The organism is Pseudomonas sp. SB113 (genome assembly GCF_040754745.1).
GTDB classification, from domain to species: domain Bacteria; phylum Pseudomonadota; class Gammaproteobacteria; order Pseudomonadales; family Pseudomonadaceae; genus Aquipseudomonas; species Aquipseudomonas grimontii.
The window spans coordinates 118,247-132,975 of record NZ_JBFMHW010000017.1; the positions used below are offsets into that span (position 1 = coordinate 118,247).

10 protein-coding genes are annotated in these 14,729 nt (G+C 62.2%); 6 read left to right on the forward strand and 4 right to left on the reverse strand.

Annotation, left to right across the window (positions count from 1 at the left end; all coding sequences use genetic code 11):
• Positions 1-119: 119 nt before the first annotated feature.
• Positions 120-1,058 carry an aspartyl/asparaginyl beta-hydroxylase domain-containing protein gene (locus AB1462_RS21625; protein WP_259193612.1) on the forward strand — a complete coding sequence of 313 codons (939 nt, stop codon included), beginning with the start codon at positions 120-122 and terminating at the stop codon, positions 1,056-1,058.
• An 80-nt stretch (positions 1,059-1,138) separates the two neighbouring features.
• Here AB1462_RS21625 and acnA read toward each other — a convergent pair whose 3' ends face one another.
• Entirely contained in the window at positions 1,139-3,880 is a 2,742-nt protein-coding gene (gene acnA, locus AB1462_RS21630) for an aconitate hydratase AcnA (RefSeq protein WP_259193611.1), read from the reverse strand.
• Positions 3,881-4,076: 196 nt separating this feature from the next.
• Here acnA and rlmM point away from each other — a divergent pair, with 196 nt between their 5' ends.
• Both rlmM and tusA read left to right on the forward strand, forming a co-directional pair.
• Positions 4,077-5,153, forward strand: a complete 1,077-nt coding sequence (gene rlmM, locus AB1462_RS21635) for a 23S rRNA (cytidine(2498)-2'-O)-methyltransferase RlmM (protein WP_046490414.1) — start codon at positions 4,077-4,079, stop codon at positions 5,151-5,153.
• A gap of 27 nt (positions 5,154-5,180) precedes the next feature.
• Entirely contained in the window at positions 5,181-5,432 is a 252-nt protein-coding gene (gene tusA, locus AB1462_RS21640; RefSeq protein ID WP_027604251.1) for a sulfurtransferase TusA, read from the forward strand.
• Here the strand turns inward: tusA and AB1462_RS21645 are convergent.
• Positions 5,429-6,823 carry an MATE family efflux transporter gene (locus AB1462_RS21645; protein WP_090407797.1) on the reverse strand — a complete coding sequence of 465 codons (1,395 nt, stop codon included), beginning with the start codon at positions 6,821-6,823 and terminating at the stop codon, positions 5,429-5,431. The two genes, tusA and AB1462_RS21645, sit on opposite strands and share 4 nt — an antisense overlap.
• 169 nt (positions 6,824-6,992) lie before the next feature.
• Between AB1462_RS21645 and pdxB the strand changes: the two genes are divergently transcribed.
• The gene (gene pdxB / locus AB1462_RS21650) at positions 6,993-8,138 is read left to right on the forward strand and encodes a 4-phosphoerythronate dehydrogenase PdxB (RefSeq protein ID WP_367247898.1); all 1,146 of its coding nucleotides are present in this window, start codon (positions 6,993-6,995) and stop codon (positions 8,136-8,138) included.
• Between the two features lie 54 nt (positions 8,139-8,192).
• Here the strand turns inward: pdxB and AB1462_RS21655 are convergent, their stop codons facing one another.
• Positions 8,193-8,366, reverse strand: a complete 174-nt coding sequence (locus AB1462_RS21655; protein WP_027604248.1) for a PA1571 family protein — start codon at positions 8,364-8,366, stop codon at positions 8,193-8,195.
• 248 nt (positions 8,367-8,614) lie between these two features.
• On the opposite strand from AB1462_RS21655, the gene AB1462_RS21660 reads away from it, so the two are divergent.
• The gene (locus tag AB1462_RS21660) at positions 8,615-10,402 is read left to right on the forward strand and encodes an ABC transporter transmembrane domain-containing protein (RefSeq protein ID WP_367247899.1); all 1,788 of its coding nucleotides are present in this window, start codon (positions 8,615-8,617) and stop codon (positions 10,400-10,402) included.
• Between the two features lie 144 nt (positions 10,403-10,546).
• Here AB1462_RS21660 and AB1462_RS21665 read toward each other — a convergent pair whose 3' ends face one another.
• Positions 10,547-12,475 carry a transglycosylase SLT domain-containing protein gene (locus AB1462_RS21665; RefSeq protein WP_315335424.1) on the reverse strand — a complete coding sequence of 643 codons (1,929 nt, stop codon included), beginning with the start codon at positions 12,473-12,475 and terminating at the stop codon, positions 10,547-10,549.
• A gap of 213 nt (positions 12,476-12,688) precedes the next feature.
• Here AB1462_RS21665 and AB1462_RS21670 point away from each other — a divergent pair, with 213 nt between their 5' ends.
• Entirely contained in the window at positions 12,689-14,608 is a 1,920-nt protein-coding gene (locus AB1462_RS21670) for an ATP-binding cassette domain-containing protein (protein ID WP_315335423.1), read from the forward strand.
• Positions 14,609-14,729 lie beyond the last annotated feature (121 nt).

Here is a 14,729-nt window from a genome sequence, read left to right on the forward strand (position 1 = left end):
AGCCGGTCAGCCTGGGCCTTCTGCATAATGGCCCAAATGTTTATCATGGCCGGCTGTTACGTCTGGTCTCCCATCGCCGGGAGGCTGTTGGCCAGGCGCTTATTTCCAGGAGTTGCTGCATGACCTTTTCTTTGGCCGCCAAACTGTCGGTGCTGTTGCTGTTTATCGGCAGCACGCTGTATGTGCACTTGCGCGGCAAGGCCCGTTTGCCGATGTTGCGCCAGTTCGTCAACCATTCGGCGCTGTTCGCCCCCTATAACGCCTTGATGTACCTGTTTTCGGCCGTGCCGTCCAAGCCGTACCTGGACCGCAGCAAGTTTCCGGAACTGGACGTGCTCAAGGACAACTGGGAAGTGATCCGCGAAGAGGCCATGCACCTGTTCGACGAGGGTTACATCCGCGCCGCCGAAAAGAACAACGATGCCGGTTTCGGTTCGTTCTTCAAGAAGGGCTGGAAGCGTTTCTACCTCAAGTGGTACGACAAACCCCTGCCATCGGCCGAGGCGCTGTGCCCGAAAACCGTGGCCTTGGTGAGCAGCATCCCCAACGTCAAGGGCGCGATGTTCGCGCTGTTGCCGGGCGGCAGCCACCTCAACCCGCACCGTGACCCGTTTGCCGGTTCCCTGCGTTATCACCTGGGCTTGTCCACGCCGAACTCCGACGCTTGCCGCATCTTTGTCGATGGTCAGGAATACGCCTGGCGTGACGGCGACGATGTGATGTTCGATGAAACCTACGTGCACTGGGTGAAGAACGAAACCGAACAGACCCGCGTGATCCTGTTCTGCGACATCGAACGCCCGCTGAGCAATCCTCTGATGACCCGCGTCAATCGCTGGGTCAGCAAGCAACTGGGTCGCGCCACCGCGCCACAGAACCTGGATGACGAACGCGTCGGCGGCATCAACCAGGCGTATGCCTGGAGCAAGACCTTCAGCGACAAGTTCAGCGGCGTGGTCAAGCAGTGGAAGCGCAAGCATCCCAAGGCTTACCGCATTGCGCGGCCGGTGCTGGCGGTGGTGGTGCTGGTGCTGTTGTGGAAGTGGTTGTTTGGATGAAAACAGCTGCAGGTTTCAAGCTACAAGCTACAAGTTGACACCTCACTTGCAGCTTGAAGCTTGTAACTTAAAGCTCTCCTTTAGGAGCCAATCAACTGCCGCAGCACATAGTGCAAAATCCCCCCCGACTTGAAGTATTCCACTTCATTCAAGGTATCGATCCGGCACAGCACCTCGACCTTCTCGCGGCTGCCATCCTCGCGGGTAATCACCAGTGTCAGGTTCATCCGCGGCACGATCTCCGCGTCCGTGAGCCCGAGAATATCGACCTTCTCCTTGCCCGTAAGCTTGAGCGCCTTGCGGTTCTGATCCAGCTTGAACTGCAGCGGCAGCACGCCCATGCCCACCAGGTTGGAACGGTGAATCCGCTCGAAACTCTCGGCGATCACCGCCTTGACCCCCAGCAGGTTGGTGCCCTTGGCGGCCCAGTCGCGGCTGGAGCCGGTGCCGTACTCCTGGCCGGCGATCACCACCAGCGGAGTGCCGGAGGCCTGGTACTTCATGGCCGCATCGTAGATCGGCATTTTCTCGCCGGTGGGGATGTACAGCGTATTGCCGCCTTCCTCGCCGCCGAGCATTTCATTGCGGATGCGGATGTTGGCGAAGGTGCCGCGCATCATCACTTCATGGTTGCCGCGGCGTGAGCCGTAGGAGTTGAAGTCACGCGGCTCCACGCCTTGCTCGCGCAGGTAGTGACCGGCAGGGCTGTCGGCCTTGATATTGCCGGCGGGGGAGATGTGGTCGGTAGTCACCGAGTCGCCCAGCAGCGCCAGTACGTTGGCGCCCTTGACGTCTTTGATCACCGGCAGAGGCCCGGCAATGTCATCGAAGAACGGCGGGTGCTGGATGTAGGTCGAGTCTTTCTGCCACACGTAGGTCGCGGCCTGCGGTACCTCGATCGCTTGCCACTGTGCGTCGCCGGCGAACACTTCGGCGTATTCCTTGTGGAACATGCCGGTGCTGACTTGCGCTACGGCGTCAGCGATCTCCTGGCTGCTCGGCCAGATGTCCTTCAAATACACCGGATTACCCTGTTGATCGTTACCCAGCGGTTCGCTGCTGATGTCGATGCGTACGGTCCCCGCCAAGGCGTAGGCCACCACCAGCGGCGGTGAGGCCAGCCAGTTGGTTTTCACCAGTGGGTGCACGCGGCCTTCGAAGTTGCGGTTGCCGGACAGCACCGAGGCCACGGCGAGGTCGGCCTTCTGGATGGCTTTTTCGATTGGTTCAGGCAGCGGCCCGGAGTTGCCGATGCAGGTGGTGCAGCCATAACCCACGAGGTCGAAGCCAAGTTTATCCAGATACTCGGTGAGGCCCGCCGCCTTGTAGTAGTCGGTGACCACTTTGGAGCCGGGCGCCAGGGAGGTTTTCACCCAGGGTTTGCGCGTGAGGCCTTTCTCCACGGCCTTTTTCGCTACCAACCCGGCGGCCATCATCACGCTGGGGTTGGACGTGTTGGTGCAGGAGGTGATGGCGGCGATCACCACGGCGCCGTTTTTCAGGCGATAGGTCTGGCCTTCGTATTCATAGTCGGTTTCACCCACCAGGTCGGCGTTGCCCACGGCCACACCGCCGCCGCCTTCACTTTCCAGGCGGCCTTCTTCCTTGTTGGTCGGCTTGAATTGCAGGTCGAGGAAGTCGCTGAACGCCTGGCCGACGTTGGGCAGGGACACGCGGTCCTGTGGGCGTTTTGGCCCAGCGAGGCTGGCTTCGACGCTGCCCATGTCGAGGGCCAGGCTGTCGGTGAACACCGGTTCCTGGCCAGCGTTGCGCCACAGGCCCTGGGCCTTGGTGTAGGCCTCGACCAGCTTCACGGTTGCGGCCGGACGACCGGAGAGGCGCAGGTAGTCCAGTGTCACCTCATCCACCGGGAAAAAGCCGCAGGTGGCGCCGTATTCCGGGGCCATGTTGGCGATGGTCGCGCGGTCCGCCAGGGGCAGGTCGGCCAGGCCGTCGCCGTAGAACTCGACGAACTTGCCCACCACGCCTTTCTTGCGCAGCATTTGGGTGACGGTCAGCACCAGGTCGGTGGCGGTAATGCCTTCCTTGAGTTTGCCGGTGAGCTTGAAGCCGATCACTTCCGGGATCAGCATCGACACCGGTTGGCCGAGCATCGCCGCTTCCGCTTCGATCCCGCCCACGCCCCAGCCGAGTACGCCGAGGCCATTGATCATGGTGGTGTGGGAGTCGGTGCCGACCAGGGTGTCGGGGAACGCGTAGGTGCGGCCGTCCTCGTCCTTGGTCCACACGGTGCGGCCCAGGTATTCAAGGTTGACCTGATGGCAGATGCCGGTGCCCGGCGGTACCACGCTGAAGTTGTCGAAGGCACTCTGGCCCCAGCGCAGGAAGGCGTAGCGTTCGCCGTTGCGCTGCATTTCGATGTCGACGTTCTGCTCGAAGGCGTCGGCGTTGCCGAATTTGTCGACCATCACCGAGTGGTCGATCACCAAGTCCACGGGGGAGAGCGGGTTGATGCGCTGCGGGTCGCCCCCGGCCTTGGCCACGGCGGCGCGCATGGCGGCCAGGTCGACCACGGCGGGTACGCCGGTAAAGTCCTGCATCAGCACACGGGCGGGGCGGTACTGGATCTCGCGGTCGGACTGGCGCTCTTTGAGCCAGGCGGCAATCGCCTTGAGGTCGGCGCCGGTGACGGTCTTGTTGTCTTCCCAGCGCAGCAGGTTCTCCAGCAGCACCTTGAGGGACATCGGCAGCTTATCCAGGTCACCCAGGCTCTTGGCGGCCTCGGGCAGGCTGAAATAGTGGTAGGTCTTGTCGTCGATTTCTAAAGTTTTAAGGGTTCTCAGGCTATCAAGGGATGACATTACATGACTCCTTATGGTCCGCACGGCTACGGACCTGACGGGACGAACAGAGCGTTCAAACTAGCGCTGTTTTCAGTAGCTGGCTAATTACTGGACTCTATGGACAGAACCAAGGTTCCGAACTCGGCTATCATGCGCGCGTTTTCATGACAGGCATTGCGATAGCGCAACGTCAGTTGAGTCACCAGGAGAGTCGATGAACACCCTTTTTATGCACTGCCGCCCGGGGTTTGAGGGCGAAGTCTGTTCCGAGATCGCGGAACACGCCGCGCGCCTGAACGTTTCCGGCTACGCCAAGGCCAAGACGGGCAGCGCCTGCGCCGAATTTGTCTGCACCGAAGAAGACGGCGCTCAGCGCCTGATGCACGGCCAGCGCTTTGCCGAGCTGATCTTCCCGCGGCAGTGGGCGCGCGGGGTGTTTATCGACCTGCCGGAAACCGATCGTATCAGCGTGATCCTCGCTCACCTGCGTGAGTTCCCGGTGTGCGGCAGCCTGTGGCTGGAGATGGTCGACACCAATGACGGCAAGGAACTCTCGAACTTCTGCAAGAAATTCGAAGTGCACCTGCGCAAAGCCTTGTTGAACGCCGGCAAGCTGGTGGACGACCCGAGCAAGCCGCGCCTGCTGTTGACCTTCAAAAGCGGCCGCGAAGTGTTCATGGGCCTGGCCGAGTCGAATAACTCGGCGATGTGGCCGATGGGCATCCCACGCCTGAAATTCCCTCGGGACGCGCCCAGCCGCTCGACCCTGAAGCTGGAAGAGGCCTGGCACCACTTTATCCCCCGCGACCAGTGGGATGAGCGCCTGCATGGCGACATGACCGGCGTCGATCTGGGCGCAGCCCCTGGTGGCTGGACCTGGCAGTTGGTCAACCGTGGCATGCTGGTGACCGCCATCGACAACGGCCCCATGGCCGAAAGCCTGATGGACACCGGCCTGGTGCAGCACCTGATGGCCGACGGCTTTACCTTCGTGCCCAAGCAGCCGGTGGACTGGATGGTGTGCGACATCGTCGAAAAGCCGGCGCGCAACGCGGCGCTGCTGGAAACCTGGATCGGCGAAGGGTACTGCCGCGAGGCGGTGGTGAACCTGAAGCTGCCGATGAAACAGCGTTACGCCGAGGTCAAGCGCCTGCTGGAACGTATCGAAGACGGTTTCAAGGCGCGCGGCATTCGGGTGGAGATCGGCTGCAAGCAGCTGTATCACGACCGTGAAGAAGTGACCTGCCACCTGCGTCGGCTGGTGGATGTGAAGAAAACCAAGGCCCGCTAAACTGGGCGCCGGTTTCAGGAGTAGACAATGAGCGATATTTTCGACACCGCCGTTGACGGCACCCTCGACGCAACGGGCCTCAACTGCCCTGAGCCGGTGATGATGCTGCACCAGCACATCCGCGACCTGCCGCCCGGCGGCTTGCTCAAGGTGATCGCGACCGACCCGTCAACGCGCCGCGATATTCCCAAGTTCTGCGTGTTCCTTGACCATGAACTGGTGGATCAGCAGGAGCAGGCCGGTACGTACTTGTACTGGATCCGCAAAAAGGCCGATTAACCCCGCGCCTTCTCCAGGCGAATGCGCCGGCGTGCACTGCGCGCCAGGCGCACCAGCAGCATCCCCGCCGCACAGCTCAACCCCACGATCAGCCCTTGCCACAAACCGCTCGGGCCGCTGGGTTCGCCCAGCCAGTGGGTCAGCCCCAGGGCGTAACCCACCGGCAGCCCCACGCCCCAATAGGCAAACAGGGTCAGCACCATGGTCACGCGGGTGTCCTGGTAGCCACGCAGGGCGCCGGCGGCGGTGACCTGGATCGAGTCACTGAACTGGAACAGCGCTGAAAACACGATCAGCGTCGATGCCAGGTGAATGACGATGGGGTCCGGGGTGTAGATCGCCGCAATCTGCTCGCGAAACACCAGCATCAGGCTGCAGGACAGGCAGGCGTACGCCAGCGCCGTGCCCATGCCGACCCCGGCGGCGAAGCGTGCTTCACGCGCCTCGCCACGCCCCAGGGCCTGGCCGACGCGCACGGTGACGGCCATGCTCAGGGAGTAGGGAATCATGAACACCAGTGAGCTGACGTTCAGCGCGATCTGGTGCCCCGACACAACGGTGGCGCCCAGGCTGCCGAGCAGCAGGGCGATGACGGCAAAGATGCTCGATTCGGCAAAGATCGCGATGCCGATCGGTAGGCCAATCCCCAAGACGCGCTTGATCACCGACCACTGTGGCCAGTCGAAGCGCTTGAACAGTTCACTGCTTTGGTAGGCCGCCCCCCAGCGGGTCCAGGCGGCCATGCCGAGCATCATCACCCACATCGCAATCGCCGTGGCCCAGCCGCAGCCCACGCCGCCCATGGCCGGTAAGCCCAGGTGGCCGTAGATGAAGATGTAGTTCAGCGGGACATTCAGCGCCAGCCCGCACAGGCCCATGGCCATGCTGGGCAGGGTGCGGCCCAGGCCGTCGCTGAAACAGCGCAGCACGTAATACAGGGCAACGGCCGGCATCCCTGCGGCGATGCCATGCAGGTAGCCCATGGTGGGGGCGATAAGCTCGGGTTCAACCTTCATCGCATGCAGGATCGGCTCGGCGCAGAGCAGCAGCAGCGAGCCGATGATGCCGACCACCACGGCCAGCCACAGTGACTGACGCACCAACGGCCCGATTTCGCCGTAGTGGCCCGCACCGTAGCGTTGGGCGACTTTCGGCGTGGTGGCCAGCAACGTACCGGTCATCAGCAGGTACACCGGAATCCAGATCGAGTTGCCCAGGCCCACCGCCGCCAGGTCCTGGGGACTGACGCGGCCGGCCATCACCGCATCGACAAAACTCATGAAGGTGGTTGCCAGTTGGCCGATCATGATCGGCAGCGCGAGTGTCATCAGGCCGCCCACTTCCCGGCTGATGCGGGCGGGGCGGGTAAGGGGGGCAGTGGCAGTGTTCACGTACGGGTGTCCAGTAGAGAAGGGCGCAAGGCCGGCGGATTCTACGCCTTGACGCAACAGTCAGGAAAAAACCTGTGTTAGCGATTTGTAAGCGACCTGCCAGGCTATCGCCCCTCCCACATTGGTGACCGCATCCCTGTACACTGCTGATCCGCCAAAGGAGCCTGCCATGCTGATTGTTGCCGACGAAAATATCCCGCTGCTCGATGAGTTCTTCCAAGGATTTGGCGAGATTCGCCGAGTGTCCGGCCGTTCCATCGACCGCGCGACGGTTGAACAGGCCGATGTACTGCTGGTGCGCTCGGTGACCAACGTCAACCGCGCCCTGCTGGACGGCACGAAGGTGCGTTTTGTCGGCACCTGCACCATCGGCACCGACCACCTCGACCTCGAGTACTTCAAGCAGGCCGGTATCCAGTGGTCCAGCGCTCCCGGCTGCAATGCCCGTGGCGTGGTGGACTATGTGCTGGGCAGCCTGCAAACCCTGGCCGAGATCGAAGGCGCCGACCTCAATCAGCGCACCTATGGCGTGGTCGGCGCCGGTGAAGTGGGCGGGCGACTGATCGAAGTGCTCAAGGGCCTGGGCTGGAAGGTGCTGGTGTGCGACCCGCCGCGACAGATCGCCGAAGACGGCGATTACGTCGGCCTCGAGCAGATCATCGAGCAATGCGATGTGATCAGCCTGCACACGCCGTTGACCAAATCCGGCAATGGTTCTACTTGGCATCTGTTTGATCGCGACCGCCTCAGCCGCCTCAAGCCCGGTACCTGGCTGATCAATGCCAGCCGTGGCCCGGTGGTCGACAACGCCGCCCTGCGCGACGTGCTGCTTGCGCGCGAAGACCTGCAAGCGGTGCTGGACGTGTGGGAAGGCGAGCCCGAGGTGGACGTCGACCTGGCCGACCTGTGTGTGTTGGCCACCCCGCATATCGCCGGCTACAGCCTTGACGGCAAGCAGCGCGGTACGGCGCAGATCTATCAGGCGTTCTGCGCGCACCTGGGCCAGGAACAGAGCATTCAGCTGAGTGACTTGTTGCCGCAACCGTGGCTGGCCGAGGTGCACTTGAACGCCTCGACCGACCCGGCCTGGGCGCTGGCGACGTTGTGCCGCAGCGTGTACGACCCGCGCCGTGATGATGCGGATTTCCGCCGCAGCCTGGTGGGCAGCGTCGAAGAACAACGCAAGGCGTTCGACCTGCTGCGCAAGCATTATCCGGAGCGTCGTGAAATCGATGGCTTGAAGGTGCGCATTGTGAACGGGGAGTCGGCGGTGTTGGCGAGCATCGTGTCCGCATTGGGCGCGGCAACCGTTTAAACACCGAATAAAAAACCCGGCCACCTGGGCCGGGTTTGAAAGAGCGTAGGCCCTTCAGCCTTGCTGGGCAGGCTTGACCAGTCGCTGTTCCAGCTCGCGGCACGCTTGCTGGATCATCTCTTCGGTAATCTGCACTTCGCGGCCCTGGGCGTCGATCACGGAGCAAGGCAAGTGCTGCGGTTGGCGGATTACTTCAATCTTGGCATCGCTGCTATTTTGCAAGGTCATGGCCTGTCTCCTCATCAGGTTGTGTACCTACTGTATAACCCCCGAGTGACCGCGCTGTTACAACTCCTTACGAGATCACCGGTTCGAACGTCCAGTCCACCAGAAACCGTTACGGATTTCCAGCCGGGCGTTAGACCGATAGCCTCTAGGGGGCAGCATCGGTGGGCATAATTAACCTGACTCATTGTTATTCGCCCAAGTTCCCCCCATGTAAGCAGGGTCAGGTACCAACCCTTTCCGATCAGGTGATGCCCCTCATGTTCTCAGTCCGTCAACGCCGCGCGATTCGTCTGGCCAGTCGCTTTATCGCGCCCTATCGCTGGCAGGCACTGGGTGCTTTGGTGGCGCTGATCGTCACCGCCGGCATCACCTTGTCCATGGGCCAGGGCATTCGCCTGCTGGTGGACCAGGGCTTCATGACTCAGTCGCCGCACCTGCTCAACCAGTCCATCGGCCTGTTCATGGTGTTGGTGCTGGGCTTGGCCGTGGGCACGTTTGCGCGGTTTTACCTGGTGTCGTGGATCGGTGAACGGGTGGTGGCGGACATTCGCCGGCAGGTTTTCAACCACCTGATCTACCTGCACCCGGGTTTCTACGAGAACAATCGCAGTTCGGAAATCCAATCACGGCTGACCACCGACACCACCTTGCTGCAATCGGTGATCGGCTCGTCGCTGTCGCTGTTCCTGCGCAATGCCTTGATGGTGATCGGCGGCATCGTGCTGTTATTCATCACCAACCCCAAGCTCACCAGCATCGTGGTGGTGGCGCTGCCGCTGGTGTTGGCGCCGATCCTGATCTTCGGCCGCCGCGTACGCAGTTTGTCGCGCCAGAGCCAGGACCGTATTGCCGATGTAGGCAGCTACGTGTCCGAGACCCTCGGCCAGATCAAGACCGTGCAAGCCTATAACCACCAGGTGCAGGACGAGCAGCGCTTTGCCGTAACCGTTGAAGAGGCCTTCACCACTGCACGCAAACGCATCGCCCAGCGTGCCTGGTTGATCACCCTGGTGATCATGCTGGTGCTGGGGGCTGTGGGCGTGATGCTCTGGGTCGGAGGCATGGACGTGATCAGCGGGCGCATTTCCGGCGGCGAGTTGGCCGCGTTTGTGTTCTACAGCCTGATCGTCGGCAGCGCCGTCGGTACCCTGAGCGAAGTCCTCGGTGAACTGCAACGTGCCGCCGGTGCCGCGGAGCGCATTGGTGAACTGTTGCAGTCGAGCAACGATATTCAGGCGCCGGCCACGGGCGGCGTGCAGTTGCCGGCGCGCGTCAGCGGTTGCATGGAGCTGCAGAACCTGCGCTTTTCCTACCCTTCACGGCCGGACAGCTATGCCATCGACGGCTTGAGCCTGACCATCAACGCCGGCGAAACCCTGGCGCTGGTGGGCCCGTCCGGCGCGGGCAAGTCGACGATTTTCGACCTGTTGCTGCGCTTCTACGACCCCCAGCAAGGCCGCATCCTGCTTGAAGGCCAGGCGTTGACCGATCTTGATCCGCTGGACCTGCGTCGCCACTTCGCCCTGGTGTCCCAGAGCCCGGCGCTGTTTTTCGGCAGCGTCGAGGAGAACATCCGTTACGGCAACCCAACGGCCACTCGCGAGCAAGTCGAAGCCGCCGCCCGCATCGCCCACGCCCACGATTTCATCCTGCAAATGCCCGACGGCTACCAGACCCACCTCGGCGACGGCGGCATGGGCCTCTCCGGCGGCCAACGCCAACGCCTGGCGATTGCCCGTGCGTTGCTGGTAGACGCGCCGATCCTGCTGTTGGACGAGGCTACCAGCGCCCTGGATGCCCAGAGTGAACACCTGATCCAGCAAGCGTTGCCGCAGTTGATGCAAGGGCGCACCACGCTCGTCATCGCCCACCGTTTGGCGACCGTAAAGCATGCGGACCGGATTGCGGTAATGGACCAGGGCAAGCTGGTGGCGGTGGGCACGCACCAGCAGTTGATTGCGAGCAACCCGCTGTATGCGCGGTTGGCGGCGTTGCAGTTCAGCGACGCCGCAGAGGTTGCAAAAAACCAGGCCTAGCACGATCTATGTGGCGAGCGGGCTTGCCCCGCGTTGGGCTGCGTAGCAGCCCCCAAAAACTATCAGTTGCACCGCAACGACTGGCTCAGGAACGCTTCGCACTCCAACGCGGGGCAAGCCCGCTCGCCACAGGGATGTGGTGCGTCATTGGTCGTCAAAATACCGCTCATGCCAATCCACTAGTGGCTGTGGCGAGTTGAGCTTCTGCCCGTAGATCACCGAATAAGACAGCACGTTCTGCACATACTGGCGGGTTTCGTCGAACGGGATGCTTTCCACCCACACGTCGAAGCTCAGGTGGTCGGCGCCGCGCAGCCATTGGCGCACGCGGCCGGGGCCGGCATTGTAGGCGGCGGAGGCGAGAACGCGGTTGCCATTGAACTGGCTGTGCACCTGGCTCAGGTAAGCGGCGCCGAGCTGGATGTTTTTGTCCGGGTCCAGCACCTGGGCCGGTGAGGCCAGGGGGATGCTGAACTTGCGTGCTGTGTCCTTGGCGGTGCCGGGCATCAGTTGCATCAGGCCGCTGGCGCCGACGCCGGAGCGGGCGTCGTCCATGAAGGCACTTTCCTGGCGGGTGATTGCGAATACCCAGCTGGAATGCAGGCCACGCACCTTGGCTTCGCGCACCAGGGTGTCGCGGTGGGCCATCGGGAAACGGATGTCCAGGTCATCCCAGTACTGCGCCTGGCTTATGGTGCGGATCGCCGGGAAGTACCATTTCATGTCGTAGGCCAGCTTGGCCTGGGCGACCATTTCGTCACGGTTGAAGTGACGGCTGACGTGGTACCACTCGCGGCGACCATCCACCACTTGGCCACGCGCATAAAACTCAAGGGCACGCCGCACGCCGGGGGTGTTACGCACCTTGTTGACCAGCGCCTGGCTCATTACCAGCGGCTTGTTGTTCAACTGGTACGGCGCTTTGGAGCGATCTGCGGCGAGGAAACCGTAGAAATCACGCTCTCGTGACAGGTTTTTGTACAGCACCAGGGCTTGCGGGTTTTTCGGCTCGGCCAGTTCCAGGCTGCGGGCCTGCCAGTAGCGCCAGCGGTTGGTGGTGGCCAAATCCTGCGGGAGTTTGCGCGTCAGTTGGTAGGCATCTTCCCAGCGGGCCAGGCGCAACAGCAGGCGCAGGCGCCATTCGGACACAGTGTTGTCGCGCAACTCGGGGTCGTATTTGGTCATCACCTCAAGTGCGCGCGGGTCGAAGCGCTTGGCCAGGGTCAGGCCGATTTCACGGGCGATTGCCACTTTTTCGTCACGGGAGAAGTGCATGCTGCTGGCATAACCGTCGAGCAGGGCCATGGCCTTGTCCGGATCCTGGCGTGCCAGACGGCGCAGGCCCAGGCCGACGGCGTCAGACATCGCCTCGGTGGCCGGCAGGAAGCGCGACGGGTCGCTGAGCATGTCGGGCTTTTGCGCCACGTCCACCATCAAACGACCCTGGGCACTCAACGTCGGCAGGGTTTTTACCAGGCTGTTGGCCAGCGCGTAGTTGCGTGCTTCGGCGGCGAGTTTGGCGCGGTCCCAGATTTTTTGTTCGGTGAGTTGGCCGTCGGCCGCCCATTGGCCGAAGGTGGCATCACAGGCGGTCGGCTGGGATTTGCCGGTCATCCAGAGTTTTTCGGCGGTCTTGTAGCCTTCAGCTTTCAAGTTGTGGGTCAGCTGGAACTGACCATGCAGGCAGTCCAGCTCGACGAAATTGAGCTTGGGGTCGTAGTACTTTTCAAAGGTCTGCCAGTCGCCACGGTCGGCCAACCAGCGTAACCAACGCAGTTTCATCCAGTTGGCCTGGGGCAGGTCGCCGTTTTTGGCGAGGAATTGTTCGATTTCCTCGTTGCTGGCGGTCTTCAACCGGGCGGTCAGTTCGTCGTAGGCCAGGTAGGGCGTCAGCGGGTAATCGGCCAGGGCCTGGCTGTATTGCATGTAGGGGCCTGTATCGCCCTTGGCCAGGGCGCGTTTGGCTTCATCGTAATATTGACGTTGGGTGGTGAGGTCCACGGCCTGGGCGGATTGAGCGGCGGTGGCAGAAAGAAGCAGACAAGATAAAAAGTTGAAAAGGCGACTGCGCATGAGACGTCCGTGCAGAGAAATCACGACTAGCACCGGCACCGCCGACACTGATTGCCCCTAGCTTAGCCTTTTGCCAGCGGCCGGCGAAAGCTTTGCCAGTGGGTTCGTTCAAGTTCGCCGGAAATGTCCTACAGAACGTGTCGGCAGCGAAAATGCTGGCCGCATCCCACCCTCAAGTCAGGTAGAATGCGCGCCCAGTTTTTGGAGAAGCGTATGACCCTGCTCAAATTCAGCGATGTGTCCCTTGCTTTCGGCGCTATGCCGTTGTTGGACAAGGTGTCCTGGCAGATCGCCCGTGGTGAGCGGGTGTGCATCATCGGCCGCAACGGCACCGGCAAGTCCAGCATGATGAAGCTGGTAAAAGGCGACCAGAAGCCCGATGACGGCTCTGTCTGGCGCGCCCCAGGCCTCAAGATTGGCGAATTGCCGCAAGAATTGCCGGTTGCCGACGGACGGACCGTGTTCGACGTGGTTGCCGAAGGCCTGGACGGTGTCGGTGAGTTGCTTGCGCAATACCATCACCTGGCGCAGAACTGCGTCACCGAAGAGGACCTGGACAAGCTGATGCACGTCCAGCAAGACCTCGAAGCCCGTGACGGCTGGCGCCTGCAGCAATTGGTCGACAGCACCCTGAGCCGCCTGCAACTGCCGGCCGACAAGACTCTCGCCGAGTTGTCCGGCGGCTGGCGTCGTCGTGTGCTGCTGGCCCAGGCCCTGGTGTCCGAGCCCGACCTGCTGCTGCTCGACGAGCCGACCAACCACCTGGACATCGGCGCCATCGCCTGGCTGGAAGAAGCCCTCAAGGATTTCCAGGGCGCCGTGCTGTTCATCACGCACGACCGTTCCTTCCTGCAAAACCTGGCGACGCGCATCCTCGAACTGGACCGTGGCGGCCTGATCGACTGGAACGGCGACTACGCCAGCTTCCTGGTCCACAAGGAAGCCGCGCTGTCCGCCGAAGAAACCGCCAATGCCCTGTTCGACAAGAAACTGGCCCAGGAAGAAGTCTGGATCCGCCAGGGCATCAAGGCGCGCCGCACCCGTAACGAAGGCCGCGTGCGTGCCCTCAAAGCACTGCGTGTTGAGCGCAGCGAACGTCGCGAGCGTACCGGCAAGGCCAATATCCAGCTGGATACCGCCGATAAGTCGGGCAAGCAGGTCATGGTGCTCGAGAACGTCAGCTTCCATCACCCGGATGGCCCGTTCCTGATCAAGGACTTCTCGATGGTCCTGCAGCGCGGCGACCGTATCGGCCTGTTGGGCGCCAACGGTACCGGCAAGACCACCTTGCTCAAGCTGATGCTCAATGGTCTGAAACCGACCAGCGGCACCGTGGAAGAGGGCACACGCATCGACGTGGCCTACTTCGACCAGTTGCGCCATCAGTTGGACCTGGAAAAAACCGTGATCGACAACGTCGCCGAAGGCCGCGACTTTATCGACATCGACGGCCAGAGCCGCCACGTACTCAGCTACCTGGGTGACTTCCTGTTCAGCCCGCAGCGTGCACGTACGCCAGTCAAAGCCTTGTCCGGTGGTGAGCGTGCGCGCCTGCTGCTGGCCAAGCTGTTCAGCAAGCCGGCCAACCTGCTGGTGCTCGACGAACCGACCAACGACCTCGACGTGGAAACCCTCGAGCTGCTGGAAGAGGTCCTGCTGACCTTCAACGGCACCGTGCTGATGGTCAGCCACGACCGGGCATTCCTCGACAACGTGGTCACCAGCACCCTGGTCTTCGAAGGTGAAGGCAAGGTGCGTGAGTACGTCGGTGGTTACCAGGACTGGCTGCGCCAGGGCGGCTCGCCGCGCCTGTTGGGCGTGACCGAGAGCAAGTCCGGCAAGGCCGACCTGGCCTCCGCTGTGGTGGCTCCGGTGGAAACTGCCGCACCTGCCCAGGACGCTGCACCGGCGGCCAAGAAAAAACTCAGCTACAAGCTGCAGCGTGAGTTGGAAGCCTTGCCGGGGGACATCGACGCCAAGGAACAGCAGATCGCAGCGGTAGAAGCGGAAATGGCTGACGCGGGTTTCTACCTGCGTCCCGCGGCGGAAACCGCCAAGGTCATCGCTTCCCTGGAGACGTTGAACCAGGAACTGGAAGTGCTGGTGGAGCGTTGGGCTGAGTTGGATGCCTGAGTGACCTTAGGTCAGTAAAAAGCGGTTCAAATGTGGGAGGGGGCTTGCCCCCGATAGCGGTGTCTCAGCCAGTGATGTTTCAACTGACAGACTGCTATCGGGGGCAAGCCCCCTCCCACAT